We start from the raw sequence: 24,891 nt of genomic DNA, 5'->3' as shown, positions 1-24,891 counted from the left end.
CGGCTTGGCCCGCTGTCGGACTTTGCGGTTAGCCTGACGCGACGTATTCACATTCGGGATGGGGGACGGTCGTTACGTATGGCCAGGGAATTCCAACGCGGCCACAAGGCCAAGGTCAGTGACCTCACCGCCGGAACCGATCTGTACGTCGGCGTACAGATCTCGGCGCCGGGACTGACGTTCGACATCAGTTGCTTCGGCCTGGACGCGAGCGAGCGGCTCTCGGACGACCGTTACTTCATCTTCTTCAACCAGCCGAAGTCGCCCGAGGAGTCGATCCAGCTCCTGGGTGCCCAGGCGGGCGACTCCGAGTCCTTCCGGGTCACGCTCGACCGCATCCCGCAGCAGATCCAGCGCCTCTCGTTCACGGCGACGATCGACGGCGCCGGACAGATGTCGCAGGTCGCCTCCGGGTACATCCGCATCGTCGCGGGCGGCGAGGAAGTCGTGCGCTACGCCTTCACGGGCGCGGAGTTCTCCACCGAGCGCGCCGTCATGCTGGGCGACTTCTACCTGAAGGACGTCTGGCGCTTCGCCGCCATCGGACAGGGCTTCGACGGCGGTCTCGAGGCACTCCTGCGCAACTTCGGCGGCGAGGTCGCCGAGGAGGAGCCCGCCGCCCCGCAGCAGCAGGCCGGCGCACCCTCCTTCGCGCCGCCCGCCCAGGCCACCGCGCCGCCCGCGTTCGGCGCCCCGGCCGCCGCCGCGCCGCCGCAGGCACCTGCCCCTGCCCCCGCGCCCGCCCCGGCCCCCGCGCAGCACTTCGCACCGCCGCAGGGTGCCACCCCGCCCCCGGCGCCCGCCCCGGTGGACCCGTCGGTGCACGCGGCGCAGACCGTCGTCGCCCCGCTGAACCAGCCGCCGGGCGGGCCCGTGCCACCCCCGCCGCCCCCCTCGCCGTACGGCCAGCCGGGCCAGCAGCCCCCGCAGCAGCAGCCGCAGTTCGGCCAGATCCCCGGCCAGCAGCAGACACCGCCGCCGCCCCCTGGGTACGGCCAGCAGCCGACCGCCCCGCCGCCCCCCGGCTACGGCCAGCAGCCCCCGGGCGGTCAGTTCCCCGGCCAGCCCGCCGCCCCGCAGGGCGCGGCGCCCCAGGGCGCCGGTGTGTCCGCGGCCCTCCAGAAGTACCGCGAGGCCCCCACCGGCCAGCGTTGGACGCAGCAGAACGAGAAGCTGGTCCGCGTCGACCTCGGCGTCGCCGACCAGCCGATCCTGGCCCGCCAGGGCAGCATGGTGCTGTACCAGGGCAAGGTCGAGTTCAGCTACAAGGGCGCGGGCTTCGCCGGGCGCATCGTGGGCAACGCCACCGGCCAGGAGATGCAGCTGATGCGCTGCTCGGGCCGCGGTCAGGTCTTCCTCGCCGAGGAGGCCACCCACCTGCACCCCATCGAACTCCAGGGCGACGCGATCTGTGTCTCCGCGGAGAACGTCCTCGCCTTCGACGAGAGCCTCCAGCACGAGGTGCGCAGGATCGAGGGCCACGGCATCCCCGGCGGCGCGCTGTTCGTCATGCAGTTCCAGGGCACCGGCACGGTCATCGTGAAGACCCACGGCGTGCCCGTCGTGCTGCCCGTCACGCCGACGACGTTCGCCGACTGCCACGCCGTCGTCGCCTGGTCGGCCGCCGCCCAGGCGATCGTCTCCAGCCAGGTCAGGCTGCGCAGCAACGCGTACGCGGGCTCCACGGGGGAGAGCGTGAACCTCCAGTTCCGTGGCGCGCCCGGCAATTTCATCGTCGTCCAGCCGTACGAGGTCTGAGGGAGCCCGTCATGAATCAGCAACTCGCGGGCTTCGCCCCCGCACCCGTCGCCGCCCGCATGGAGAACCACGGCCACCACATGGTCAAGGTGGCCATGCAGACCGGCAACGACCTCTTCGCGCGCGTGGGCTCGATGGTCGCCTACGAAGGGTTCGTGCAGTACGAGCCTAATCCGCCCGCCGTCCGTCAGGTCGCGCGCGAGTGGATGACCGGCGAGGGCGCGCCCCTGATGAAGTGCTCCGGAGACGGCCTGCTCTACCTCGCCGACTACGGGGCGGATGTCGTCCTCATCAATCTGGCGGGCGACTCCCTCTCGGTGAACGGCACCAACCTGCTCGCCTTCGACGCGTCCCTCCAGTGGGGCGTCGAGCGGGTCAAGGGCATGGCCAAGTTCGCCGGACAGGGCCTGTGGAACATCAAGATCTCCGGCCAGGGCTGGGTCGCGCTGACCTCCCGCGGCACGCCGATCGTCGTCGACTGCGGCCGCGGCGACGACGAGACGTACGTCGACCCGGACGCCCTGATCGCCTGGTCCCCGAACCTCAAGGTGAAGGGCAAGCGCAGCTTCAAGGCCGGCTCCCTCATCGGGCGCGGCAGCGGCGAGGCCTACCAGATGGGCTTCTCCGGAGAGGGCATCGTCGTCGTACAGCCCAGCGAGGACAGCACCGACCGCCTCCGAGCACGGGGCTGAGGGGGAGCAACACACCATGCAGAGCCCACTTTTCGCGCACGCCGAACAGCAGACCCAGGAGCGCTACTCCGTCCAGAACCCGCAGCTGCTGCGGGTCGCCCTGGAGGGGCACGACGACGTCCTGGCCCGCAAGGGCGCGATGGTCGCCTACCAGGGGCTGATCGAGTTCGACGCCGAGTACCAGAGCCAGGGCAACCAGCGGGCCCGCGCGCACACCGGCGAGGGTCTCGACCTGATGCGCTGCCACGGTCAGGGCACGGTCTACTTCGCCAACCTCGCCCAGTACATCCACGTGGTGGATGTCGACCAGGACGGGCTGACCGTGGACAGCAGCTACGTCCTCGCGATGGACTCGTCGCTGACCCACCAGGTCATCGCCGTCGACAGCCAGTACGGCATCTCGGGGTCCGGCAAGTACCAGCTCAACATCACCGGTCGCGGCAAGGTCGCCCTGATGACGTCGGGTCAGCCGCTGATGCTCCAGGTCACGCCGGAGCGGTACGTCAACGCGGACGCCGACGCGGTCGTCGCGTGGTCCAACGGCCTCCGCGTCCAGATGCAGGCCCAGACCCACTCCTCGGGCGTCTGGCGGCGCCGCGGCAACACCGGCGAGGGCTGGGAGCTCAGCTTCATGGGCCAGGGCTACGCACTCGTCCAGCCGAGCGAGATGCTGCCGCCGCAGAACGCGGTCATCGGGCAGGGCGCCCGGGCGCAGTTCGGGATGGGCCAGCAGGGGGCCCGGGGGCAGAACCAGGGCAACGTCTGGAGCTAGGCCCTGTCCGGGCAGGAGTGACCGAGGGGCGCGGGTTTTTCTGCGGGCCGTAGGTGGCTGGTCGCGCAGTTCCCCGCGCCCCTTCGAGAGCCCCTTCGGGGCGCCTCGAAACGGCCCCTACAGGCGTGCCCTCGTTGCCTCCACGAGTCGGACCACCGACTCGTCCGCCACTCCCGCCACCTCGTCGTACGCGAACCAGCGCAGGTCCAGTGACTCGTCGCTGATCGCCTCGACCGCGTCGGCCGGTGCCAGCGCCGCGTACTGCACGTCCAGGTGCTGCGTGCACGGGCCCGGGATCGGGTGCCGGTCCAGGCGGACGGGGCCGCCCGCGAGCAGCGTCAGGCCGGGCACGCCGGACTCCTCCGTGGCCTCGCGCAGCGCCGCGGCGGCGAGCGTCGGGTCGCCCGGCTCGCAGTGGCCGCCCATCTGAAGCCACATCCGCAGCTTCCTGTGCAGGGTCAGCAGGACGCGCCCGCGGGACGCGTCCACGACCAGGGCGCTCGCCGTCACATGGCCGTCCGTGCAGGACTTCCACATTCCGGCGTCGCCGTGCGCTGCCAGGTGGTCCAGATAGGCCTGGCGCAGCTCGGGCTGGTCCTCGTACCCCTTGAGCACGAGGACCGTGTCGTCGTACAGACTCACTTCTCGCCGTCGCCCTTGCCGTCGCCCTCGGTGTCGTCCTCGGAGTCCTTCTTGAGGTCCGGCTTCGCGGCACCGCCGCCCGCCGCCTCGCCGAGCATCTTGTCCAGCTCGGAGAAGTCCAGCTGCTCGCGGTGGACGAAGCCGTCCGGGTCGTCCAGGTCGGAGGCCGTCGGCAGCATGTCCGGGTGCTCCCACAGGCCGTCGCGGCCGTCGACACCGCGCGCGTCCGTGAGCGAGGCCCACAGGCGCGAGGCGTCCCGCAGACGGCGCGGGCGCAGCTCGAGGCCGATCAGCGTGGCGAACGTCTGCTCCGCGGGGCCGCCCGTCGCACGCCGGCGGCGCAGCGTCTCCCGAAGGGCGTCGGCGGACGCCAGACGCGGCTTCGCGGCGGCGTGGACCACCGCGTCCACCCAGCCCTCCACGAGCGCCAGAGCGGTCTCCAGACGGGCCAGCGCGGCCTTCTGGGCCGGGGTGTCCTCCGGCTGGAACATGCCCTGCTGGAGCGCCTCCTGCAGCTGCTCGGGGTTCTGCGGGTCGAGCTGGCCGACGACGTCCTCCAGCTTGGCCGTGTCGACCTTGATCCCGCGCGCGTACCCCTCGACCGCGCCGAACAGGTGCGAGCGCAGCCACGGGACGTGGGCGAAGAGCCGCTGGTGGGCGGCCTCGCGCAGCGCCAGGTACAGCCGGACCTCGTTCTTGTCGACACCGAGGTCCTTGCCGAACGTCTCGATGTTCACCGGCAGCAGCGCTGCCTTGCCCGAGGGGCCGAGCGGCAGACCGATGTCGGTGGAGCCCACGACCTCGCCCGCGAGCACGCCCACGGCCTGGCCGATCTGCTGGCCGAACATGGCTCCGCCCATGGAGCGCATCATGCCGATCAGCGGGCCCGCCATGGCCTGCATCTCCTCGGGCAGCACGTCGCCCATGGCCAGGCCGACGCGCTCGGCGACCGGATCGACGAGCTCCTTCCAGACCGGCAGGGTCGCCTCGACCCACTCGGCCCTGCTCCAGGCCACGGCCGTGCCGGACCCGGACGGCAGCGACGTCGCGTCGTCCAGCCACAGGTCGGCCAGGCGCACGGCCTCCTCGACGGCGGAGCGCTCGGCCGGGCCGACGCTGGCGTCCTTCGTGCCGTCGGCCGTGCCCTGGGACACGGTCTGGCGGGCGATGTCCTTGGCCATGTCCCAGTTCACCGGGCCGCCCTCGTACGAGAGCATCTGGCCGAGCTGCTGGAACGCGGCGCCCAGGTCGTTCGGGTTCATCGAACCGAACATCGCGGCGAACGGGTTGTCACCGCCTCCGGGGCCGCCGGCACCGGCTCCGGGGAAGCCCCCGAAACCGAACGGGTTCGCGGGTCCACCTGCGCCCTGGCCCCCGCGCTGTCCCTCTCCAGGGGATTCCTTCTTCTTGCCCTCGTCGCCGTCTTCCGGCTCCTCCGGCGGAAGGCCGAATCCGAATGGGGTGTCACTCACGGGATTCCTCGGCTCGTCAGGCCGCCGGTTTCGTTCCGACGGCGGCTGCCCTACAACACCACCCAGCGTAGACACCGTGACGGGATCGGGCCTCGGTGCTTCGCCGACTCATGGCCTGCGGCAGGATGGATGCCACCTGGTACGTACGCGTCATTCGCGTACGTACTGAAGACAACCGCTGGAGACGCCCGGTGAGTTCCCCAGATCCACAGGTTCGCGCAGCGCGAAACCCGTCAACCCCGGCGCCCGTCCGGGGGCCCGTAGTCGCCGTCACCGGCGCCGCCTCCGGTGTGGGCGCGCTGCTGACCGAGCGCCTTGCCACATCGGAGGCGATCAAGCAGGTCATCGCGATCGACGAGCGCAGGGGCGACTGCACGCAGGCCCAGTGGCACATCTTGGACGTGCGCGATCCGGCCATCGCGGAGAAGCTGCGCGGCGCGGACGTCGTCGTGCACCTGGCCCTCGATCTCGACCTGGAGACCGACGGCGCGGCCCGTACCGCGTACAACGTACGCGGTACGCAGACCGTGCTGACCGCCGCGGCGGCCGCCGGTGTGCACCGTGTCGTCCTGTGCACCTCGGCGATGGTCTACGGAGCGCTGCCCGACAACGAACTGCCCCTCTCCGAAGACGCCGAACTGCGCGCAACCGCCGAGGCCACCGGAGTCGGTGACCTGCTGGAGGTCGAACGGCTCGCCCGCCGGGCGCCCCGCGCGCACCCCGGCCTCAACGTCACCGTCGTCCGTCCCGCGACGCTGGTCGGCGGCACCGACACGGCCCTCACGCGCTACTTCGAGTCACCCCGGCTCCTGGTCGTCGCCGGTTCACGGCCGGCCTGGCAGTTCTGCCACGTCGAGGACCTGTGCAGCGCTCTGGAGTACGCCGTTCTGGAGAAGGTCGACGGCGAGCTGGCCGTCGGCTGCGAGGGCTGGCTGGAGCAGGAGGAGGTCGAGGAGCTCAGCGGAATCCGGCGCATGGAGCTGCCCTCGACGGTCGCGCTGGGTGCCGCCGCGCGGCTGCACCGCATCGGCCTCACCCCGTCCCCGGCCGGCGACCTGGCGTACACGATGTACCCCTGGGTGGTCAGCGTCAGCAGGCTGCACGACGCCGGGTGGCGTCCCCAGTGGACCAACGAGGAGGTCCTCACGGAACTCCTCGACGAGGTCTCCGGGCGGCGCACCGTGGCCGGCCGACGGCTCGGCCGCAAGGACGCCACGGCCGCCGGCGCGGCGGGCGCGACGGTCGCCCTGCTGGGCGCGGCGGCGGTGGTGCGCAGGGCGCGGAAGGCCCGCAGGAGGATCTGAGGAGGGCGCGGGCCCGCTCGCCACCGGGGCAGGCCCCCGCTCGCCTGTAGGGAGCTCCAAGGCGGGACACGCGCGTGCCGGGCGAAAGGTCTATTCCGTGATGCGCGTGCCGTGCGGCACCATGGCCGCATGGCACGCACCACGATGGACCACCCCGGCGAGCAGGCCGCGCAGGACCCGATCCGCCTCCTCGCGATCCGTGACACCCCGCTCTCCCTGGACGAGGTCTTCCGGGCCGTCGGCGACGACGCGGCGGGCGGCACGGCGCTCTTCGTGGGGACCGTGCGCAACCACGACGGCGGCGCCGACGTCGACGAGCTGGGGTACTCGACCCACCCCACCGCCGAGGCCGAGATGCGCCGGGTGGCCGAGAAGGTCGTCGCCGAGTACCCGGTGCGTGCCCTCGCCGCCGTGCACCGCGTCGGGGACCTCGCCGTCGGGGACCTCGCGGTGGTCGTCGCCGTCTCCTGCCCGCACCGCGCGGAGGCCTTCGACGCCTGCCGCAAGCTGATCGACGACCTCAAGCACGAGGTGCCGATCTGGAAGCACCAGCGCTTCTCCGACGGCAATGAGGAGTGGGTCGGGGCCTGTTGAGACGAGGTCCGCCTTCCGGGGCGTGATGGGCCCGTGCGGCTCCGGTTGCGTAACCGGACCCCTGCCGTGAGCGTTGACCATGCGGATGGTTAATCTGCTGATCAGTCAGTTGAGATGGCTCATGGGGTCGGGAGGTCGACATGGCATCACTCGCGTGGTTGCTGATTCCGCTCCTGGCAGCCGTGGGCGCGGGTCTGTGGGCGAGCTGGGCGGCACGCAACCGCAAGTCCGGCCGGACGGGCGACGTCACCGAACTCAACGGCTACGCCGCGTTCCGCGAGGCGATGGAGAAGTCCCACACAGGGACGTGACCGAGTTCCGGACAGGGACGTGACCTCCCCGTACGGCCCGGCCCCGGGGGTGCCCTCACAGGCAGGTCCCGTACTGTCGTTCCATGCCACGCCGCACCGCGACGATGCTCGCCTCCACCTTGATGCTGATCGCGCTGCTCTGCGCCGGAGTGCTCATCAAAGTGCCGTACTCGGAGATGTCCCCCGGCCCCACGGTGAACACCCTCGGCGACCACGACGGTGAGCCGGTGCTGCAGATCTCCGGGCGCAAGACCTACCCGACGACCGGTCACCTCAACATGACGACGGTCAGGGTCACCAGCGCCGACTACAACATGAACCTCGCGGAGGCCGTCTACGGCTGGCTGGCCCACGACAACATCGTGGTGCCGCACGACACGCTCTACCCGAACGGCAAGACCGAACAGCAGTCCTCACAGGAGAACGCCGAGGAATTCAGCGAGTCCCAGGAGAGCGCCAAGGTCGCGGCCCTCAGGCAGCTGAAGATCCCGGTCAAGTCCCAGGTCATCGTCTCCACCGTCTTCAAGGGCGACCCGGCGGAGGGCAAGCTGCACGCGGGCGACGTCATCAAGAAGGTGGACGGCAAGCCCGTCAAGGAGATGACGGACGTCGCGAAGCTCGTCACCGAGCACAAGCCCGGCGAGCCCGTCACGTTCACGGTCGTGCCGGTCAAGGCCGCGGCGGCCGCCGAGAAGGCCGGCAAGGAGCCGACCCAGACCGACGAGATCAAGATCAAGACGAAGGCCGCGGAGGGCGACCCCGACCGCGCCGTCGTCGGCATCAAGGCGGGCACCGACCACACGTACCCGTTCACGATCGACATCAAGCTGGCCGACGTGGGCGGCCCCAGCGCCGGCCTGATGTTCGCCCTCGGCATCGTCGACAAGCTCACCCCGGACGACCTCACCGGCGGCAACTTCGTGGCCGGCACCGGCACCATCGAGGTGAACGGCAAGGTCGGCCCGATCGGCGGCATCGAGATGAAGACCGTCGGCGCGCGCCAGAAGGGCGCCGAGTACTTCCTCACGCCCAAGGGCAACTGCGCGGCCGCCGCGAGCGACGTCCCCGACGGCCTCACGCTCGTCAAGGTGGACACCATCGCCGACGCCGTGAAGTCCCTGGAGAAGATCCGCAAGGGCGACACGGCCGACCTGCCGAAGTGCACCACGAGCTGAGGCGCACCCCGGCAGCCGGCCGGTACGGCTAGGCGAACGTCGCCGAAAGCGCCTCGGCCAGGCCGGGCACCAGGTCCGAGCCGGTGAGGACCTCGGTCGGCGAGTCCTTCTCGCGCAGCCGCAGCGCGGACTCGCGCGCACCGTCACGGAGCACCGCGACCGTCATGCGGACCTCCTGGCGGTCCGGGTGCTCGGCCACCCACTTCGCGAGCTGCGCGTCGCCGAGGCCGTCGGGGACGGACGCCTCGGCGGACGGCGGCAGCATCATGCGCTCCACCGTGAGGGCGCAGCCAGCCACCGCGTCGGGCCAGGCGATGGTGCCGAGGAATTCGTCCAGCGGCTTGTCGGCGGGAATCTCCTCCTGCTCGATGGGGGTGTAGCCGGCGTGCTCCACGCCGTCGTCGAGGCCGAGCTGGGAGGCGAGGCCGGGTTCCTGGGTGCGCAGTCGCGCCGTGTCGACCAGCGCGAAGAGGCGGGCGGGCCGGTCCCAGCCGAGGCCGGATACGTACTCGTCGATCTCGAGGACCGCCCGAGTGAGGGGGCTCGCTGCCATGGGAGTGTTGGACATGGTCACAATCCTGCCTCGTTAGTCCCGAGAAACGGGAACCGAGTAAAGCGTAGGTAAGTTGCATAGGTGTGGGTCCGCGATCTCGGGGGCCTGACGGACCAACAGCGAATCAACAGCGAACTTCGAGGTGCGCACCTTGGCTTTCCAGATGCCGGACCGCGGCGGAGGCCCGACGGGGCCACGGATCAGAGTGGGCCGACCCTCCCGGCGCGTCCGGACCCTGCTCATGACACTGGGGGTGCTGGCCGTTCTGGCCATGGCCTTCGTCATGTTCTCCGGGTTCTGGACGGACTGGCTGTGGTATCGATCGGTCAACTATTCGTCGGTCTTCACGACGACCCTGTGGACCAAGATCGGCCTGTTCTTCGTCTTCGGCCTGCTCATGGCGGTCGCAGTCGGCGTGAACATCTGGCTGGCGCACCGGCTGCGTCCGCCGCTGAGCGCCATGTCGATGGAGCAGCAGAGCCTCGACCGGTACCGCATGGGGATCGCCCCTTACAAGAAGTGGCTCCTCATCGGAATCACCGCTCTGGTGGGGCTGATCGCGGGCGCGTCCGCCGCGGGACAGTGGCGCACCTGGCTCCTGTGGGTCAACGGCGTGTCCTTCGGTCAGAAGGATCCGCAGTTCCACATGGACGTGTCGTTCTTCGCGTTCGACCTGCCCTGGTACCGCTTCCTGCTCGGCTTCGGCTTCGCGGCGACGGTGCTCTCCCTGGTCGCCGCCGCCCTGACGCACTACCTGTACGGCGGGCTGCGGATCACCAGCCCCGGCGCGCGTGCGACCGCGGCGGCCACCGGGCACCTCTCGGTGCTGCTCGGCGTCTTCGTGTCGCTGAAGGCCATCGCGTACTGGCTCGACCGGTACGGGCTCGCGGTGAAGTCCAGCGACTTCAAGGCGACCGGTAACTGGACGGGCCTGCGGTACGTCGACGCGAACGCGTACCTGCCGGCGAAGACGATCCTGTTCTGCATCGCCGTCATCTGCGCGATCCTCTTCTTCGCGACGCTCTGGCGGCGCACGTGGCAGCTGCCCGTGATCGGCTTCGGCCTCATGGTGCTCTCGGCGATCCTCATCGGCGGGCTCTACCCCGCGATCGTCCAGAAGTTCCAGGTCCAGCCGAACGAGCAGGCCAAGGAAGCCCCGTACATCGAGAAGAACATCGAGGCCACCCGCGACGCCTACGGCATCAACGGCGTGAAGCCCGAGGAGTACAAGGGCGCGGGCAGGGTCGACGAGGACCCGAAGAAGAAGCGCGAGAACGCGGACACGGCGGCCAACTACCGCCTGAACGACCCGAACATCGTCTCGCCGACCTTCCAGCAGCTGGAGCAGGAGCGCAGCTACTACCAGTTCCCGAAGACGCTGGACGTGGACCGCTACAACGGCCAGGACACCATCGTCGGCCTGCGCGAGATCGACGTGAACAAGCTCGACAAGCGCAACTGGATCAACGACCACTTCGCCTACACGCACGGCTACGGAATGGTCGCGGCCAAGGGCACGGAGACGAAGAAGGGCTCCAAGGGCGCCCCGGCGTTCACCGAGTCCGGTCTGCCGACCAACGGCGAGCTCGGTGAGTACGAGCAGCGGATCTACTACGGCGAGAAGACCACCCAGTACTCGATCGTCGGCGGGCCCCAGAAGGAGCTCGACTACGAGGAGAACGGCGGCGGTCAGAAGACGTACAGCTACAAGGGCGACAGCGGCGTCAACCTCTCCAACCCGATCAACCGCGCGGCGTACGCGGTGTCGTTCGGAGAGCCGCAGATCCTCTACTCCGGAGCCATCGGCGACGGTTCGCGGATCCTGTACAACCGCACGCCCAAGGAGCGCGTCGAGGCGGTCGCCCCCTGGCTGACCATCGACGGCGACGTCTACCCGACCGTGGTCGACGGCCGCATCCAGTGGGTCGTCGACGCCTACACCACGAGCAACGGCTATCCGTACGCCTCGCGGACGACGCTCGGCGACACCACGGCGGACTCCCTGTCGCAGGCCGACAGCCAGCGCACGGTGATCGCCCAGCAGAACCAGGTCAACTACATCCGGAACTCGGTGAAGGCGACCGTCGACGCGTACACCGGTGATGTGAAGCTCTACACCTGGGACGACAAGGACCCGGTCCTGAAGACCTGGAAGAAGGCGTTCCCGGGGACCGTCAAGGACAAGAGCGACATCCCGCCGAAGCTCATGGACCACCTGCGCTACCCGCAGGACATGTTCAAGGTGCAGCGCGAACTGCTGACGAAGTACCACGTCACGGACCCCGGCCAGTTCTACAACGCGAGTGACGCCTGGCAGGTGCCGAACGACCCGACGAAGAAGGACGACAGCGCGGTCCCGCCGTACTACCTGTCCATGAAGTCGCCGGGCCAGACGCAGCAGCAGTTCTCCCTGACGACGACGTTCACCCCGAGCGAGCGGCCCAACCTACGGGCGTTCATGACGGTCGACGCCGACGCCAGAAGCAAGAACTACGGCAAGATGCAGCTGCTCAGAGTCCAGGGCGACGTCGACGGCCCGGAACAGGTGCAGAACAAGCTGAACTCCATGACGGAAGTCGGCAACTTCGTCCGAGACATGAAGGGCGCCGACTCCGACGTCCTCTACGGCAATCTGCTGACCGTGCCACTCGACGACGGCTTCCTGTACGTCGAACCCGTCTACGTACAGGGACGCAAGTCGGCGTATCCCCTTCTGAAGAAGGTCGCTGTGTCGTACGGCACGGAGACCGCCTTCGCGGACACCCTCGGTGAGGGCCTGAACCAGGTCTTCAGTACGGAGGGGTCCACCAAGCCACCGGCCGACCAGGACGGCGACGAGCCGACCAAGCCACCGAAGACGAACGATCCGACGGTGCAGGCCGCGCTCGATGACGCCCAGACGGCGTTCGAGGACGGCGAGAAGGCCATGAAGGACGGCGACTGGAAGAAGTACGGCGAGGCGCAGGACCGCCTTCAGGAGGCCCTTGAGCGGGCCGAGGAGGCCTCGCAGAAGGCCACCGAGAAGAGCGACAAGAGCGCCGACAAGAGCGCCGACAAGGGCGCCGACAAGAAGGATGCGGACAAGGACGCAGGTCAGGACGGCGATCAGTCCGGCTAGCGAGCGGTAAAGCACCCCCCTCGCGCCGTGGTACGGTTTGAACACAACGGCGCGGGGTGGAGCAGCTCGGTAGCTCGCTGGGCTCATAACCCAGAGGTCGCAGGTTCAAATCCTGTCCCCGCTACTGCAAGGTGAAGGCCCGGATCCTTACGGATCCGGGCCTTCGTCGTGTGTACCGGTGCCGGTCGTGTGCGGGCGTCCCGTGCGCGTGCGGGTGTCCTATGCCAAGAAATGTGAACGGTGCTCGGTCGGGGGAGAGTTGGGGGATCTGTGTTTGACTTATCTCTCTGTGGGCATGTCGACAAAACGCTGAAGTGACCTCACTGGCTGCGGTATACCAGATGTACCCAGGTTGCAGGTGGTGCGACGATGGACGTTATGGGGGACAAGGCAACTCTGTTGGAGACAGGGCGGTTTGTGCAGCCGGCCGACCGGGAGGATCCCGGGGCGGCCGCCGAGGAGATGCGCCACCGGCTGGCCGCCGAGGCCGGCGACGTGGACGCGATGAGCGTCCTCGGAAGCCTTCTGCTGCGCCGCGGTGATCTCGACGGTGCCGAATCTCTGCTGCGCGCGGCGACCGCCGAGGGCGACCGCGCCGCCGCCAACAACCTCGGAGTCCTCCTGCACCAGCGCGGGTACGCCGACGAGGCCGCCGGCTGGTGGCGGGTCGCCGCCGTCGCCGGGTCCGCCGCGGCCGCGCACGCGCTCGGTCGACACCACCGCGAGCGCGGCGACGAACCCGCCGCCGAGTACTGGCTGCGCCAGTCCGCCGAGCAGGGCCACACCCTCGGGGCGTACGCGCTCGCCGATCTCCTGGAGCACCGCGGCGACGTCGGAGCCGAGCGCTGGCTGCGCGCCGCCGCCGAGCGCGGCCACCGCGAGGCCGCCTACCGCCTCGCCCGCGCGCTGGACCGGCGCGCCGGGGCGGAGCGCCCGGACCGCGCCGAGCGCGCCACGGCCGCGCCCCGACGCCGCCCGGACCGCGCCGACGACGCGGCACGCACGCCCGCCGACGAGGCCGAGCAGTGGTACCGCCAGGCGGCCGCCCGCGGCCACCGCAGGGCCGCGCTGCACCTCGGCGCGATCCTGGAGCGGCGCGGCGAGCTGAAGGAGGCGGGCCGCTGGTACCTCAACTCCGCCAAGGACGGCGAGGCCCGTGCGGCCTGCGCCCTCGGCTTCCTGCTGCGGGACGCGGGCGACGAGGAGAGCGCCGCCGTGTGGTGGCTGAAGGCCGCCCAGGACGGCGACGGCAACGCCGCGAACGCGCTGGGCGCCCTGCACGCCGAGCGGGGCGAGACGCAGACCGCCGAGCGCTGGTACCGCGCCGCGATGGACGCGGGCGACGTGAACGGCGCGTACAACCTCGGGCTGCTCTGCGCCGAGCAGGGCCGCACCGCGCACGCCGACCAGTGGTACCGCCGCGCCGCGTACGCGGGCCACCGCGAGGCGGCCAACGCGCTGGCCGTGCTGCTGCTCCAGGGCGGCGACGCGGCGGGCGCCGAGCCGTGGTTCTCCAAGGCCGCGGAGGCGGGCAGCGTCGATGCCGCGTTCAACCTCGGCATCCTCTACGCCAGCCGCGGCGACGAGGCCGCGGCCCTGCGGTGGTACGAGCGCGCGGCCGCCGACGGGCACACCGACGCCGCCCTCCAGGTCGGCACCGCGCGGCTGCGCGAGGGCGACGAGCAGGAGGCCGAGCGGCACCTGCGGTGCGCGGCGGGCGGCGGCAGCGCCGAAGCGGCGTACCGTCTCGGCACGCTGCTCGACGCGCGGCGCCCTCCTGCCGAGGCGCCGGTCCTCGGCGAGCCCGCGGCGGAGAAGACCGAGTGCGAGGAGTGGTACGAGCGGGCGGCCGAGATGGGCCATCGCCGGGCCCAGGTCCGGGTCGGCATGCTCGCATCGGCCCGCGGCGACGTCGTCGAGGCCGCGCGGTGGTACCGCAAGGCGGCCGAGGCCGGCAGCCGCAACGGCGCGTTCAACCTCGGACTGCTCCTCGCCCGTGAGGGCAGCGAGCCGGAGGCCGCGCTGTGGTGGACCCGGGCCGCCGACGCGGGGCACGGGCGGGCGGCGCTCCGCCTCGCCCTGCTCTACGCCCGGCGCGGGCAGCTCGCGCAGGGGCAGCGGTGGGCCTCGCGCGCGGTCGATCTCGGTCCCGCCGAGGTCGCCGAGCGTGCGGGACGGCTGCGCGAGGCGCTGCGGCAGGAGCTCACCGCGTAGGTCCCGGCGCCCGTAGGGAAACGGATTTGCGCTGGTCGTGGGCCTGACGTAGAGTTGTGTTCACCGACGCGGGGTGGAGCAGCTCGGTAGCTCGCTGGGCTCATAACCCAGAGGTCGCAGGTTCAAATCCTGTCCCCGCTACTGAAGGTTCAGGGCCGGAAACCAATGGGTTTCCGGCCCTGAATTCATTTGTGGCCCACCGCCTCCTCGTACAGCTCGCGGTCCACCGCTCTCTTCTCCGGCACCTTGTCGCCCTTCGAGACGCCCGCCGCGCGGTACGCGTCCTGCAGACGGTCCGTCGTCCCCGCGCGGATCTCCCAGTCCATGCGGAGCGACGGCGTCGCCAGCAGGACCTCTTTGTCCGTGCTGAGCAGTTGGGCGAGCTCCGTCGCGAAGGCCTTGTCGGCCTTGTAGTCGCCCGCGAAGTACGTGTTCACGGTCCGGATGTACGCGCGCAGCAGCGCGACCCCCGCGTCCGGGTCCTTCTTCAGGAGGTTCGGGCCGAAGAGGAGGCCGCCGAGCGGCTCGGCCTGCGGCTGGCCGCCCAGGAACGCGAACCGCTTGTCGCCGTCGACCTTGCGCCACACCGGATCCAGCAGCCAGGCGGCGTCGGTGCCGCCGTTCTGGAGGGCGGTGAGGACGTCCGCGGAGCCGAGCTGCTGGAACTGGATCCTGTCGATGCCGCCGCCGTGCTTCTTGAGCGCCTTGCCCATGGGGTACGCGATGACGGACCCCTTGCCGATCATCGTGCCGAGGGTGCGGCCCGCCATGGGGACGTGGTCCGCGGACTCGCCCTTCTTCAGGCGTACCCACAGGCCGCTCTTGGAGCGGGGGTCGGGGGAGAAGTTGCCCGCCGTCCACTTGATGTCGAACCCGCTGGTGATGCCGTTCATCACGGCGGCCTCCGGGGCGGCCCACTGGGCGTCGACGTCGCCCTTCGCGAGGAGGGGGAGCGCGTCGGGGGTGGGCAGGACCTTCAGGGCGACGTTCAGGCCCTCCTTCTTGAACTCGCCCTTCTCGACGGCCATCTGGAGGGGGGCCACGTACTCGGCGCTCAGGGTGCCGGTGGCGATCGTGAGGTCCCGCTTCTCGTCGAGCGGCTTGGGGGCGGGGGTGCCGGAGGTGCAGCGGGCCGGTTTCCGGTCGGGGGTGAGATCGGCGGGGTCGGTCCAGCTGCCCTTGCCGCAGCCCGCCACCGGGCTGACGGCGCGGGGCTTCGCGGGTGCGGCCGGCGTCGGCTCGTCGTCCTCCTTCGCGCAGCCCGCCGCGGCGAGCAGCGAGCCCGCCACGAGCAGCGCGAGAGCGGTGGTACGGGTGCGCATGGAGCCTCCCGGGGGCAGATTCGTCACGACTGGCTCCGGCCCCGGTCCCGCGGGGCCCACGGCGTGAGCAGCCGGCCCGCGATCCGCACCAGTTCGGAGAAGACGACGCCGAGGACGGCGACACAGACGATGCCGACGAACATCACGTCGTTCTGGAAGAGCGCCCGCGAGTCGAAGATCAGGTGCCCGAGCCCGTCGGCCGCCGCGATCTGCTCCGAGGCGACGATCACCAGGACCGCGACCCCCGCGGCGATCCGCGCGCCGACCAGCACCGCGGGCAGGGACGCGGGCAGCAGGACGTGGCGGAACATCTGCCAGGGCGAGGCGCCGAAGACCTGCCCGGCGTCGCGGTGTCCGGAGGGCACGGCGAGGACCGCCGCCATCGTCGAGATCCAGACGAAGAAGAAGACCGTGGCGGCGACGAGCGCGATCTGCGGGCCCTCGCCGAGGCCGAACATGTTGAGGAAGACGGGCAGCAGCGCCAGCTTGGGAACGACGTACAGGGCGTCGAGCGTGGGCTCCAGGGCGGCTCGTACGACGGAGAGGGAGCCCATCAGGAGGCCGAGCGCGTACCCGGCGACCGTCCCGATCGCGTACCCGGCGAGCACGCGCTTCAGCGTGGCCCAGACGTCCGGCCACAGCTCGCCGTCGGCGGCCCGGTGCCAGCCGTCCTCCAGGATCGTCTGCGGCGCGGGGTAGACACGGTCGTCGATCCAGCCCCGGACGGCGGCCAGCTGCCACAGCAGGACCAGGGCGGCGGGCACGCCCACGGCGAGCGACAGCTCCAGGGCACGTCGGCGGCGATGTGTGCGGACGGGGTGCAGTTCCTGGGGGCCGGGGCGCCGCACCAGGAGGCCCTCGCCCCCGGACGCCCCGGGCGCCTTGTCCGTGACGGCGCTCATGCGGCCGCCCTGACGCCGACCTCGCCCCGAAGGAGCTCCCACAGCTCGCTCTTGAGCGCGGTGAACTCCGGCGCGGAGCGCACCGCACCCGTGCGGGGGCGGGCGAAGGGAGGGCGTCGCTCGGCGATGAAGCGGCCGGGCCCGGCCGACATCACCAGGACGCGGTCGCCGAGAACGATCGCCTCTTCGAGGCTGTGGGTGATGAAAAGGGTGGTGGTTTCCGTGGCCTGCGTGAGGGCCAGCAGCTCATCCTGAAGGATGGTGCGGAGCTGGGCGTCGAGGGCCGCGAAGGGCTCATCCATGAGGAGGATCTCGGGCTCCACCGCCAGGGCGCGGGCGATGGCGACGCGCTGGCGCATGCCGCCGGAGAGGGTGGCGGGATAGGCGTCGGCGAAGGCGGCGAGGCCCATGCGGGTCAGCCACCGTGTGGCGCGGGCGTTCGCCTCGCGGCGCGGGATCTTCTGGATGTCGAGGCCGAAACGCACGTTGGCCTGCACTGTCTTCCAGTCGTAGATGCCGTAGTCCTGGAAGATCATCGCGACCGGACGCCGCGCGGACGTGCGGATGCTCAGCTCGCCGGAGCTGGGCCGCAGCAGGCCGGCGGCGATGCGCAGAAGCGTCGACTTCCCGCAGCCGGAGGGGCCGACCACGCAGGTGAACTCGCCGGGGGCGACGTCCAGGTCGACGGGGCCGAGCGCATGCACCGCTCCGGCGGCCCGGCCGAAGGTTCTGGTCACCGCGCGGGCGCGGAGTTTGGGTGGTGGGAGAGGTGACGGGTGCGGATCTTCCACGGCTTCTCCTTGCGGAGGGCAGGCGGACGGCGGGCGCCGCAGAGAATATGACGGCCCGTCAGATCTTGGAAGGGGTGCGCCACGGACGAGATCGCCGAAGGGCCCGGCGCCGAAATCGGTGCCGGGCCCTTCGTGAGGTGCGGAAAAGTCTCTAAGCCGCCGCGCAGTTCGGGCAGACGCCGCGGTACGTGACCTCGACGTCCTCGACCGTGAAGCCGAAGCGCTCCGAGTCGGGGAGGCTGGCCAGCGGGTTGCCCGTGGGGTGCACGTCACGGATCGCGCCGCAGCGGGCGCAGACCAGGTGCTGGTGGGGGCGGTGCGCGTTCGGGTCGTACCGCTTGGCGCGGCGGTCCGTCGAGACCTCGAGGATCTCGCCGAGGGTCACCAGCTCGCCCAGCGTGTTGTAGACGGTGGCCCGGGAGATCTCGGGCAGCTTGTCCGCGGCGCGGGCATGCACTTCGTCCGCCGTGAGGTGGACGTGGTCCCCGTCGAGGACCTCGGCCACGACGCGTCGCTGCGCCGTCATGCGCCAACCGCGTCCGCGCAGTCGTTCCAACAGGTCACTCATGGAAGCCAGCCTAACAGGCGGGGGACCTAAATCCCGAACGGGTGTGACTTTGGATTGTCGCTTGACTTAGACAAAGTCTATCGTAGGATCGAGTACGGCGAGGCCGAAGGCACGCCATGGGCAGCACGCCAAGGACAGGACTTGCAGGTATGACGCAGGAGGCGCACGTGACGCAGGGACCGCTCACCACGGAGGCCGGCGCGCCGGTCGCCGACAACCAGAACAGTGAGACCGCGGGTCTCGGCGGCCCGGTCCTCGTGCAGGACCAGCTGCTGCTCGAGAAGCTCGCCCACTTCAACCGCGAGCGGATCCCGGAGCGTGTGGTGCACGCCCGTGGCGCCGGTGCGTACGGCACGTTCACGCTCACCCGTGACGTCTCGCAGTGGACGCGCGCCAAGTTCCTCTCCGGGGTCGGCAAGCAGACCGAGACGTTCCTGCGCTTCTCCACCGTGGCCGGCAACCTCGGCGCGGCCGACGCGGTGCGCGACCCGCGCGGCTGGGCGCTGAAGTTCTACACCGAAGAGGGCAACTACGACCTCGTCGGCAACAACACCCCGGTCTTCTTCATCCGGGACGCCATCAAGTTCCCCGACTTCATCCACACCCAGAAGCGGGACCCCTACTCGGGCTCGCAGGAGGCGGACAACGTCTGGGACTTCTGGGGCCTCAGCCCGGAGAGCACCCACCAGGTGACCTGGCTCTTCGGCGACCGCGGCATCCCCGCCTCGTACCGCCACATGGACGGCTTCGGCTCGCACACGTTCCAGTGGAACAACGAGGCCGGCGAGGTCTTCTGGGTCAAGTACCACTTCAAGACCGACCAGGGCATCAAGAACCTCACCCAGGACGAGGCCAACAAGCTCGCCGGTGAGGACCCCGACTCCCACCAGCGCGACCTGCGCGAGTCGATCGAGCGCGGCGAGTTCCCGTCCTGGACCGTGCAGGTGCAGATCATGCCGGCGGCGGACGCGGCGACCTACCGCTTCAACCCGTTCGACCTCACCAAGGTGTGGCCGCACGCGGACTACCCGCCGATCGAGATCGGCAAGCTGGAGCTCAACCGCAACCCGGAGAACGTCTTCGCCGAGGTCGAGCAGAGCATCTTCTCGCCCGCGCACTTCGTGCCCGGCATCGGCCCGTCCCCGGACAAGATGCTCCAGGGCCGTCTCTTCGCGTACGGCGACGCCCACCGCTACCGCGTCGGCATCAACGCCGACCACCTGCCGGTGAACCGCCCGCACGCCACTGAGGCGCGCACCAACTCCCGTGACGGCTTCCTGTACGACGGCCGCCACAAGGGCGCGAAGAACTACGAGCCGAACAGCTTCGGCGGCCCGTTCCAGACGGACCGTGCGCTGTGGCAGCCCACGCCCGTCACCGGTGCCACGGGCAACCACGAGACGCCCCGGCACGCCGAGGACAACGACTTCGTGCAGGCGGGCAACCTCTACCGCCTGATGTCCGAGGACGAGAAGGGCCGTCTGGTCGACAACCTGGCGGGCTTCCTCGCCAAGGTCTCGCGCGAGGACATCGTGGACCGCGCGGTCAACAACTTCCGTCAGGCCGACGGAGACTTCGGCAAGCGGCTGGAGGCCGCGGTCCAGGCCCTGCGCGGCTGACCAGTACCACTTGTCGTAGAGAGACGGCGGGCCGGTTCCCCTTCGGGGGGCCGGCCCGCCGCCGTTCCGTCACCCCGTCAGCTGGGCCGTCGCGCGCCGGTCGGGCGCCCAGCAGCGGATGATGTCGCGCACCGAGACGATGCCCGTGGGTTCGTTTCCCTCCATGACGATCAGATGCCGGAAGCCGCCGTGCGCCATGGCGTCCGCCGCTTCCTCCAGGGTCCACGCCGGGGTGGCGAAGACGACCTCGGTCGTGGTGTGGGTGCCGGCGATCTCGGTGTCCGGACTCTGGCCGAGGGCGAGCGAGTTGAGGACGTCGCGCTCGGTCAGGATGCCGAGCCCGTAGGTGTCGGGGTCGAGGACGACAGCCGCTCCGACGTGGCGCGCTGACATCAGCCTGGCCGCCTGGCGCAGGGTGTGGGTGGGGCCGATGGTCAGGACCACCGTGCTCATGGCGTCGCGGACGAGCATGGGCGTGAGCCACCTCCTTGGCGAAACCGAGGCCTCCCGGTGGGCGAAGGATTGCCTCCGCTACCTGCTGGAGAACGGTTTCACAAGTTCACAAGTGGGGGGACTCATAGAGTCGCAGCCCCGCAGGAGGGCAGCAAGGGGCCGGGCGGGGTGAGTTCACACCCGGCGACGCCCACGACCGCTGCCGCTGGCGACGCCCGCGACCGCTGGTCGCGACTAGTACCGCTGGTTGAGATAGCCGAGCAGTTCGTCGTGGAGCAGGCCGTTCGAGGCCGCCGCGTTGCCGCTGTGCGGGCCGGGCCTGCCGTCGAGGCCGGTGAAGGTACCGCCCGCCTCCGTCACCACGATCGCGGTCGCCGCCATGTCCCACAGCGAGAGCTCAGGCTCCGCGCAGAGGTCGACCGAGCCCTCGGCGACCATCATGTACGGCCAGAAGTCGCCGTATCCGCGCGTGCGCCAGACCGACCGCGTGAGGTCGAGGAAGCCGTCGAGGCGGCCCTGCTCCTCCCAGCCGGAGAGCGAGGAGTACGCCAGCGAGGCGTCTCCGAGCCGGGAGACCTTGGAGACCCGCAGCGGCGTCGCCGAGGTGAGCGACCGGCCCGTGTAGGCGCCGCCGCCCTTCGCGGCCCACCAGCGGCGGCCGAGCGCGGGCGCCGAGACGATGCCGACCACCGGCTGGTAGCCGCCCTCGCCCGCTTCCGTCAGGGCGATCAGGGTGGCCCACACCGGGACGCCGCGTACGTAGTTCTTGGTGCCGTCGATCGGGTCGACCACCCAGCGGCGCGGTCCCGTGCCCTCGACGCCGTACTCCTCGCCGAGGATCGCGTCGCGTGGCCTGGCCCGCTGGAGGTGGCCACGGATCAGCTCCTCGGCGGCCTTGTCGGCCTCGCTCACCGGCGTCATGTCCGGCTTGGTCTCGACCTTCAGGTCGAGGGCCTTGAACCGGTCCATGGTCGCGGCGTCGGCGGCGTCCGCGAGGACGTGGGCGAGACGCAGATCATCGTGGTAGTCGGGCATGGGTGAACAGTATCGATCTCGATCGACACGATCCACAGGGCCGTGTCGCGGGCACCGCTCCCATGCTGCCGGAGCTATTGACAGTGCCGCCGAGCGCGTCAACTCTGGCACGGGAGCCGCTCTGACCCGGAGGCGACGATGCCTGCAGCACGGGAATCCTTACTGGACGCGGCGTACACAGCGCTCGCGCGACGGCCGTGGCCCGGTGTCCGCATGGTCGATGTGGCGGCGACCGCCGGGGTCTCCCGGCAGACCCTCTACAACGAGTTCGGCAGCAAGGACGGCCTCGCCCGTGCCCTGCTGCGGCGCGAGACGGACGGCTATCTCCACGGCGTCGAACGCGCCCTCGCCGAGGAGCGCGAACCCGCCGACCGGCTCGCCGCCGTCGCCGCGTGGACGGTGGGCGCCGCCCGCACCAACGTGCTGGTCCGGGCCGCGCTCACCGGCTGCTGGAGCGAGCGGCTGCCCGCGCCGAGCCGCGCCGCCGGATCGACCTCGTCGGTGCCCGCGCAGCGCCGCGCCGACGCCGGGGTGCCCTCGTCCGGGGAGTTGCTGGCCCTCGTACGGGACCGCACGGTGCTCGCACTCGGCGGCCGGGGCCGCGTCAGGGACCCCGATCTCGCCCGCGCCTGCGAGAGCGCCGTCCGCCTCGCCCTGTCCTACGTCGTCGCGCCCGCCGGAAACGACGACGACCCCGCGGAGGTGGTCCGCGGGGCCATCGGGCGCTGGGTGGCCGCCAAGTAGGCGTACGCGCACGGGGTTCAGTGCGCCGAGCCCGAAAGCTGCAGGCCGATCACGCCGATGATGACGAAGGAGATCGAGACGATCTTCAGCGTGGAGACCAGGTCACCGAGGAAGATCATCCCGTAGATGGCCGTGCCCGCCGCGCCGATGCCCGTCCAGACCGCGTACGCGGGACCCACGTCCAGCTTCCGCAGCGCGAGCGTCAGCAGACCGAAGCTGCCGAGCGCGAAGCAGGCGAACGCGATCGTGGGCCAGAGCCTGGTGAAACCGTGCGACAGCTTGAGACAGACCGCGAAGCCGGTCTCGAGGATCCCCGCGACGATGACCAGCAGCCACGCCATGTCCTTGCCTCCCGTACTCGCCCGCGTCCCGAGGCCGCTTCGTCTGGCTTGAATCCGGCTTGGTGCGATTATGCATTTACCTTTGCCGACAAGGCGCAAACAACGGTGAGGTCAGTCGCCCTCGCGTCGCTCCCGGGTGGCGAGCAGCCTGCGCAGGGAGTACAGGCGAGACGGATCCGCGTGCCCGTCGGCCACCCACGCGTCCAGCGCGCAGTCCTTCTCGTCGTGGGAGCAGCCGCGCGGGCACTCCACCGTCCCCGGCTCCAGATCGGGGAAGGCGAGGATGACGCGCGACGGGTCGACGTGGTTGAGGCCGAACGACCGCACGCCGGGAGTGTCGATCACCCACCCGTCGGAACCCTCCAGGGGGAGCGCGAGGGCGGAGGTGGTCGTGTGCCTGCCGCGGCCCGTGACCGCGTTGACGTGCCCCGTCGTCCGCCGCCGCTCCTGCGGGACCAGCGCGTTGACGAGCGTCGTCTTGCCGACGCCGGAGTGCCCCACGAACGCGGTGACCTTGCCGTCGAGCAGTTCGTGGACGCGCGCGAGCTCCGCGCCGTCGGTGAACTCCTCGCGGCTGGTGACGACATAGGGGATGTCCAGGGAGGCGTACGTCTCCAGGAGCTTGTCGGCGGGCGCCAGGTCCGACTTGGTGAGCACGAGGATCGGCTCCAGACCGCCGTCGTACGCCGCCACGACGCACCGGTCGATCAGGCGCGGCCGCGGCTCGGGGTCGGCGAGGGCCGTGACGATGGCCAGCTGGTCGGCGTTGGCGACGACCACCCGCTCGTACGGGTCGTCGTCGTCCGCGGTGCGCCGCAGGACGGAGGAGCGCTCCGCGATCCGCACGATCCGCGCGAGCGTGTCCTTCTTGCCGGAGAGATCCCCGACGACCGCGACCCTGTCACCCACCACGGCGGCCTTGCGGCCCAGCTCGCGGGCCTTCATCGCCATCACGATCCGGTCGTCGACCAGGACGGTGAGCCGGCCGCGGTCGACGGTGAGGACCATGCCCTCGGCCGCGTCCTCGTGCTTGGGCCTGATGTGGGTGCGGGGGCGGTTGCCCTTGCGGTTGGGGCGGACGCGGATGTCGTCCTCGTCGGGGTTCTTGCCGTAGCGGCGCATGGTTCTCGATCCGCCCGTCAGTTCCCCAGCATCCCGGTCCAGAGGTCGGGGAAGTCCGGGAGCGTCTTCGCCGTCGTCGCGACGTTCTCGATCTGCACGCCGTCCACGGCGAGGCCGATGATCGCGCCCGCGGTCGCCATGCGGTGGTCGTCGTACGTGTGGAAGATGCCGCCGTGCAGCCGGCGCGGCTTGATGTGCAGGCCGTCGGCGGTCTCGGTGACGTCGCCGCCGAGCTCGTTGATCTCCTTGGTGAGCGCGGCCAGGCGGTCCGTCTCGTGCAGACGCAGGTGGGCGACGCCGCGCAGCGTCGAGGGGGAGTCCGCGAGGGCCGCGACCGCCGCGATGCCGGGGGTGAGCTCGCCGACCTCGCTCAGGTCCACGTCGATGCCGTGGACCGACCCGGAGCCGGTGAAGACCAGGCCCTGCTCGGTCAGCTCGCAGGAGCCGCCCATCTCGGTGAAGATCTCGCGCAGCGCGTCGCCGGGCTGCGTGGTGTGCGCCGGCCAGTCGGGGATCGTGACCGTGCCGCCGGTGATCAGGGCGGCGGCCAGGAACGGCTGGGCGTTCGACAGGTCGGGCTCGACGGTCAGGTCGCGGCCGAGCAGGGCGCCGGGGGTGACCCGCCACACGTTCGGCTCGCCGCCCGCCTCGGGGGTGTCGACCTGGGCGCCGACCGAGCGCAGCATGTCGACGGTCATCCGGATGTGCGGCATCGACGGCAGGGCGTCGCCCACGTGCCGGACCTCCACACCCTGGTTGAAGCCCGGGCCCGAGAGCAGCAGGGCGCTCACGAACTGCGAGGACGACGACGCGTCGATCTCGACCCGGCCGCCCTCCAGGGCGCCGCAGCCGTGCACGGTCAGCGGCAGCGCGCCGGGCGCGCCCCGCGTGTCGTCGATGCGGGCGCCGAGCACGCGCAGCGCGTCGATGACGCCGTGCAGGGGACGCTCGTACGAACGGGGGTCGCCGTCGAAGTGGATGGGGCCGTCGGCGAGGGCGGCGACCGGCGGCAGGAACCGCATGACCGTGCCGGCGTTGCCGACGTCGACCGTGGCCGGGCCGTGCAGGCCCGAGGGGATCACGCGCCACGCCTCGCCGGTGCCGTCCTGACCGCCCGCGACGGATGAGCTCGACGACACGGTCTCCTCGATGCCGACGCCCATCGCGCGCAGCGCGCCCGCCATCAGCAGGGTGTCCCGGGAGCGCAGCGGGCGGCGCAGCCAGCCCGGCTCGGCGGCCAGCGCGGCCAGGACCAACGCACGGTTGGTGACCGATTTCGAACCGGGGACGTGGACCGTCGCGGTGACGGCTCCGCTTGCGTGCGGGGCGGGCCAGAGGGCGGTGTGCGCCGGGGTTTCGGTCATGCCCTCACTTTAGTGGCTCGCGGTG

Annotated in this window: 23 protein-coding genes and 2 tRNA genes; 13 read left to right on the top strand and 12 right to left on the bottom strand. The window is 70.9% G+C overall.

Annotation, left to right across the window (positions count from 1 at the left end; all coding sequences use genetic code 11):
- Nucleotides 1-78: 78 nt before the first annotated feature.
- From DEJ48_RS13200 to DEJ48_RS13190, 3 genes are read left to right on the top strand one after another with little or no spacing between them, the layout of a single operon-like run.
- Nucleotides 79-1,758 (top strand): TerD family protein, encoded by a 1,680-nt coding sequence (locus tag DEJ48_RS13200; protein WP_150216304.1) that lies wholly within the window; start codon nucleotides 79-81, stop codon nucleotides 1,756-1,758.
- A gap of 11 nt (nucleotides 1,759-1,769) precedes the next feature.
- Nucleotides 1,770-2,450 carry an AIM24 family protein gene (locus tag DEJ48_RS13195; protein WP_150216303.1) on the top strand — a complete coding sequence of 227 codons (681 nt, stop codon included), beginning with the start codon at nucleotides 1,770-1,772 and terminating at the stop codon, nucleotides 2,448-2,450.
- Nucleotides 2,451-2,466: 16 nt separating this feature from the next.
- Nucleotides 2,467-3,222, top strand: a complete 756-nt coding sequence (locus DEJ48_RS13190) for an AIM24 family protein (RefSeq protein WP_150216302.1) — start codon at nucleotides 2,467-2,469, stop codon at nucleotides 3,220-3,222.
- A gap of 117 nt (nucleotides 3,223-3,339) precedes the next feature.
- Here the strand turns inward: DEJ48_RS13190 and DEJ48_RS13185 are convergent, their stop codons facing one another.
- Nucleotides 3,340-3,864 (bottom strand): NUDIX hydrolase, encoded by a 525-nt coding sequence (locus tag DEJ48_RS13185; protein WP_150216301.1) that lies wholly within the window; start codon nucleotides 3,862-3,864, stop codon nucleotides 3,340-3,342.
- Nucleotides 3,861-5,336: a zinc-dependent metalloprotease gene (locus DEJ48_RS13180; protein WP_150216300.1), complete on the bottom strand. Its 1,476-nt coding sequence runs from the start codon at nucleotides 5,334-5,336 to the stop codon at nucleotides 3,861-3,863. The genes DEJ48_RS13185 and DEJ48_RS13180 overlap by 4 nt, the downstream gene beginning before the upstream one ends.
- A gap of 191 nt (nucleotides 5,337-5,527) precedes the next feature.
- Here DEJ48_RS13180 and DEJ48_RS13175 point away from each other — a divergent pair, with 191 nt between their 5' ends.
- The 4 genes from DEJ48_RS13175 to DEJ48_RS13165 all read left to right on the top strand — a co-directional run bounded on the left by DEJ48_RS13175 (nucleotide 5,528) and on the right by DEJ48_RS13165 (nucleotide 8,720).
- Nucleotides 5,528-6,640 (top strand): SDR family oxidoreductase, encoded by a 1,113-nt coding sequence (locus DEJ48_RS13175; RefSeq protein WP_150216299.1) that lies wholly within the window; start codon nucleotides 5,528-5,530, stop codon nucleotides 6,638-6,640.
- Between the two features lie 129 nt (nucleotides 6,641-6,769).
- Entirely contained in the window at nucleotides 6,770-7,234 is a 465-nt protein-coding gene (locus tag DEJ48_RS13170; RefSeq protein ID WP_150216298.1) for a molybdenum cofactor biosynthesis protein MoaE, read from the top strand.
- A 140-nt stretch (nucleotides 7,235-7,374) separates the two neighbouring features.
- Nucleotides 7,375-7,545 (top strand): hypothetical protein, encoded by a 171-nt coding sequence (locus tag DEJ48_RS39700; RefSeq protein ID WP_190329437.1) that lies wholly within the window; start codon nucleotides 7,375-7,377, stop codon nucleotides 7,543-7,545.
- A gap of 83 nt (nucleotides 7,546-7,628) precedes the next feature.
- Complete coding sequence (locus DEJ48_RS13165; protein ID WP_150216297.1) at nucleotides 7,629-8,720, top strand: PDZ domain-containing protein; 1,092 nt, start codon at nucleotides 7,629-7,631, stop codon at nucleotides 8,718-8,720.
- Nucleotides 8,721-8,748: 28 nt separating this feature from the next.
- On the opposite strand, the gene DEJ48_RS13160 is transcribed toward DEJ48_RS13165, so the two are convergent.
- Nucleotides 8,749-9,288: a PPA1309 family protein gene (locus tag DEJ48_RS13160; protein ID WP_150186111.1), complete on the bottom strand. Its 540-nt coding sequence runs from the start codon at nucleotides 9,286-9,288 to the stop codon at nucleotides 8,749-8,751.
- 148 nt (nucleotides 9,289-9,436) lie between these two features.
- Between DEJ48_RS13160 and DEJ48_RS13155 the strand changes: the two genes are divergently transcribed.
- From DEJ48_RS13155 to DEJ48_RS13140, 4 genes are all read left to right on the top strand, one after another.
- Nucleotides 9,437-12,391 (top strand): UPF0182 family protein, encoded by a 2,955-nt coding sequence (locus DEJ48_RS13155; RefSeq protein WP_150221157.1) that lies wholly within the window; start codon nucleotides 9,437-9,439, stop codon nucleotides 12,389-12,391.
- A gap of 50 nt (nucleotides 12,392-12,441) precedes the next feature.
- Nucleotides 12,442-12,515 (top strand) — tRNA-Met (locus DEJ48_RS13150).
- A gap of 245 nt (nucleotides 12,516-12,760) precedes the next feature.
- Nucleotides 12,761-14,605 (top strand): tetratricopeptide repeat protein, encoded by a 1,845-nt coding sequence (locus tag DEJ48_RS13145; protein WP_150216296.1) that lies wholly within the window; start codon nucleotides 12,761-12,763, stop codon nucleotides 14,603-14,605.
- Between the two features lie 67 nt (nucleotides 14,606-14,672).
- A tRNA-Met gene (locus DEJ48_RS13140) sits at nucleotides 14,673-14,746 on the top strand.
- 44 nt (nucleotides 14,747-14,790) lie between these two features.
- Here DEJ48_RS13140 and DEJ48_RS13135 read toward each other — a convergent pair.
- The 4 genes from DEJ48_RS13135 to DEJ48_RS13120 form a co-directional block, all read right to left on the bottom strand.
- A complete protein-coding gene (locus DEJ48_RS13135; protein WP_150216295.1) occupies nucleotides 14,791-15,927 on the bottom strand; it encodes an ABC transporter substrate-binding protein in 1,137 nt (378 codons plus the stop codon).
- Between the two features lie 23 nt (nucleotides 15,928-15,950).
- A complete protein-coding gene (locus DEJ48_RS13130; RefSeq protein WP_150216294.1) occupies nucleotides 15,951-16,829 on the bottom strand; it encodes an ABC transporter permease in 879 nt (292 codons plus the stop codon).
- Nucleotides 16,826-17,620, bottom strand: a complete 795-nt coding sequence (locus tag DEJ48_RS13125) for an ABC transporter ATP-binding protein (RefSeq protein WP_150216293.1) — start codon at nucleotides 17,618-17,620, stop codon at nucleotides 16,826-16,828. Before DEJ48_RS13125 ends, DEJ48_RS13130 begins: the two co-directional genes overlap by 4 nt.
- Before the next feature lie 151 nt (nucleotides 17,621-17,771).
- Nucleotides 17,772-18,188 (bottom strand): Fur family transcriptional regulator, encoded by a 417-nt coding sequence (locus DEJ48_RS13120; protein WP_150216292.1) that lies wholly within the window; start codon nucleotides 18,186-18,188, stop codon nucleotides 17,772-17,774.
- Nucleotides 18,189-18,337: 149 nt separating this feature from the next.
- Between DEJ48_RS13120 and DEJ48_RS13115 the strand changes: the two genes are divergently transcribed.
- Nucleotides 18,338-19,807, top strand: coding sequence for a catalase (locus DEJ48_RS13115; protein ID WP_150216291.1), 1,470 nt, complete (start codon nucleotides 18,338-18,340; stop codon nucleotides 19,805-19,807).
- 69 nt (nucleotides 19,808-19,876) lie between these two features.
- Here DEJ48_RS13115 and DEJ48_RS13110 read toward each other — a convergent pair whose 3' ends face one another.
- Together DEJ48_RS13110 and hisN are read right to left on the bottom strand one after the other, a co-directional pair.
- Entirely contained in the window at nucleotides 19,877-20,278 is a 402-nt protein-coding gene (locus DEJ48_RS13110) for a cyclic nucleotide-binding/CBS domain-containing protein (protein WP_150216290.1), read from the bottom strand.
- A gap of 216 nt (nucleotides 20,279-20,494) precedes the next feature.
- The gene (gene hisN, locus DEJ48_RS13105; RefSeq protein WP_150216289.1) at nucleotides 20,495-21,295 is read right to left on the bottom strand and encodes a histidinol-phosphatase; all 801 of its coding nucleotides are present in this window, start codon (nucleotides 21,293-21,295) and stop codon (nucleotides 20,495-20,497) included.
- Between the two features lie 138 nt (nucleotides 21,296-21,433).
- Between hisN and DEJ48_RS13100 the strand changes: the two genes are divergently transcribed.
- Nucleotides 21,434-22,039, top strand: a complete 606-nt coding sequence (locus DEJ48_RS13100) for a TetR/AcrR family transcriptional regulator (RefSeq protein ID WP_150216288.1) — start codon at nucleotides 21,434-21,436, stop codon at nucleotides 22,037-22,039.
- Between the two features lie 17 nt (nucleotides 22,040-22,056).
- On the opposite strand, the gene DEJ48_RS13095 is transcribed toward DEJ48_RS13100, so the two are convergent.
- From DEJ48_RS13095 to aroA, 3 genes are all read right to left on the bottom strand, one after another.
- Complete coding sequence (locus DEJ48_RS13095) at nucleotides 22,057-22,380, bottom strand: DMT family transporter (RefSeq protein ID WP_150186121.1); 324 nt, start codon at nucleotides 22,378-22,380, stop codon at nucleotides 22,057-22,059.
- Between the two features lie 111 nt (nucleotides 22,381-22,491).
- Complete coding sequence (gene rsgA, locus DEJ48_RS13090) at nucleotides 22,492-23,502, bottom strand: ribosome small subunit-dependent GTPase A (protein WP_150216287.1); 1,011 nt, start codon at nucleotides 23,500-23,502, stop codon at nucleotides 22,492-22,494.
- 17 nt (nucleotides 23,503-23,519) lie between these two features.
- Nucleotides 23,520-24,866, bottom strand: coding sequence for a 3-phosphoshikimate 1-carboxyvinyltransferase (aroA, locus tag DEJ48_RS13085; RefSeq protein WP_150216286.1), 1,347 nt, complete (start codon nucleotides 24,864-24,866; stop codon nucleotides 23,520-23,522).
- Nucleotides 24,867-24,891 lie beyond the last annotated feature (25 nt).

This window comes from Streptomyces venezuelae (assembly GCF_008642315.1).
Lineage (GTDB): Bacteria > Actinomycetota > Actinomycetes > Streptomycetales > Streptomycetaceae > Streptomyces > Streptomyces venezuelae_D.
The sequence above is the reverse complement of the archived record's forward strand: the minus strand, read 5'-3'. Positions and strand labels throughout refer to the sequence as shown.

What these genes read in the sequence shown, in the direction of transcription:
- DEJ48_RS13200 (WP_150216304.1), top strand. Translation starts at nt 79, where the DNA reads ATGGCCAGGGAATTCCAACGCGGCCACAAGGCCAAGGTCAGTGACCTC.
- DEJ48_RS13195 (WP_150216303.1), top strand. Translation starts at nt 1,770, where the DNA reads ATGAATCAGCAACTCGCGGGCTTCGCCCCCGCACCCGTCGCCGCCCGC.
- DEJ48_RS13190 (WP_150216302.1), top strand. Translation starts at nt 2,467, where the DNA reads ATGCAGAGCCCACTTTTCGCGCACGCCGAACAGCAGACCCAGGAGCGC.
- DEJ48_RS13170 (WP_150216298.1), top strand. Translation starts at nt 6,770, where the DNA reads ATGGCACGCACCACGATGGACCACCCCGGCGAGCAGGCCGCGCAGGAC.
- DEJ48_RS39700 (WP_190329437.1), top strand. Translation starts at nt 7,375, where the DNA reads ATGGCATCACTCGCGTGGTTGCTGATTCCGCTCCTGGCAGCCGTGGGC.
- DEJ48_RS13165 (WP_150216297.1), top strand. Translation starts at nt 7,629, where the DNA reads ATGCCACGCCGCACCGCGACGATGCTCGCCTCCACCTTGATGCTGATC.
- DEJ48_RS13160 (WP_150186111.1), bottom strand. Translation starts at nt 9,288, where the DNA reads ATGTCCAACACTCCCATGGCAGCGAGCCCCCTCACTCGGGCGGTCCTC.
- DEJ48_RS13155 (WP_150221157.1), top strand. Translation starts at nt 9,437, where the DNA reads ATGCCGGACCGCGGCGGAGGCCCGACGGGGCCACGGATCAGAGTGGGC.
- DEJ48_RS13145 (WP_150216296.1), top strand. Translation starts at nt 12,761, where the DNA reads ATGGACGTTATGGGGGACAAGGCAACTCTGTTGGAGACAGGGCGGTTT.
- DEJ48_RS13135 (WP_150216295.1), bottom strand. Translation starts at nt 15,927, where the DNA reads ATGCGCACCCGTACCACCGCTCTCGCGCTGCTCGTGGCGGGCTCGCTG.
- DEJ48_RS13130 (WP_150216294.1), bottom strand. Translation starts at nt 16,829, where the DNA reads ATGAGCGCCGTCACGGACAAGGCGCCCGGGGCGTCCGGGGGCGAGGGC.
- DEJ48_RS13120 (WP_150216292.1), bottom strand. Translation starts at nt 18,188, where the DNA reads ATGAGTGACCTGTTGGAACGACTGCGCGGACGCGGTTGGCGCATGACG.
- DEJ48_RS13115 (WP_150216291.1), top strand. Translation starts at nt 18,338, where the DNA reads ATGACGCAGGAGGCGCACGTGACGCAGGGACCGCTCACCACGGAGGCC.
- DEJ48_RS13110 (WP_150216290.1), bottom strand. Translation starts at nt 20,278, where the DNA reads ATGCTCGTCCGCGACGCCATGAGCACGGTGGTCCTGACCATCGGCCCC.
- hisN (WP_150216289.1), bottom strand. Translation starts at nt 21,295, where the DNA reads ATGCCCGACTACCACGATGATCTGCGTCTCGCCCACGTCCTCGCGGAC.
- DEJ48_RS13100 (WP_150216288.1), top strand. Translation starts at nt 21,434, where the DNA reads ATGCCTGCAGCACGGGAATCCTTACTGGACGCGGCGTACACAGCGCTC.
- DEJ48_RS13095 (WP_150186121.1), bottom strand. Translation starts at nt 22,380, where the DNA reads ATGGCGTGGCTGCTGGTCATCGTCGCGGGGATCCTCGAGACCGGCTTC.
- rsgA (WP_150216287.1), bottom strand. Translation starts at nt 23,502, where the DNA reads ATGCGCCGCTACGGCAAGAACCCCGACGAGGACGACATCCGCGTCCGC.
- aroA (WP_150216286.1), bottom strand. Translation starts at nt 24,866, where the DNA reads ATGACCGAAACCCCGGCGCACACCGCCCTCTGGCCCGCCCCGCACGCA.